This window comes from Cupriavidus sp. SIMBA_020, from assembly GCF_046535395.1.
Lineage (GTDB): Bacteria > Pseudomonadota > Gammaproteobacteria > Burkholderiales > Burkholderiaceae > Cupriavidus > Cupriavidus campinensis.
Genome location: NZ_JAWRWU010001725.1, coordinates 1 through 234, shown reverse-complemented (window position 1 = coordinate 234; position 234 = coordinate 1). Strand labels below are relative to the sequence as shown.

At 63.7% G+C, this 234-nt stretch carries 1 pseudogene; it reads right to left on the bottom strand.

The window, feature by feature from the left end:
• A pseudogene (locus tag SB751_RS35515) lies at nt 1–190 on the bottom strand (hypothetical protein); the annotation flags it as partial.
• Between the last annotated feature and the right edge of the window lie 44 nt (nt 191–234).

Here is a 234-nt window from a genome sequence, read left to right as displayed (position 1 = left end):
CCGCCAGACTGACACGCCCGTTGGATGCACGCCGCAGATCCTCCGCCTCCTGTGACGAATTGGCGGTGCCGAAGACGATGTAGCGCTTAGCGGCGAGTCCAAGCGCGATCTCGCGTCCGAGCCCTCGCCCTGCACCCGTTACCACGACGGATCGACCGGGCCTTCTAGTCTGCCTAATCTGCGTCGGCATGTCGTGCGTCCTTTGCTCGAAGGTGGGAAGCCTCATCCTGTTCG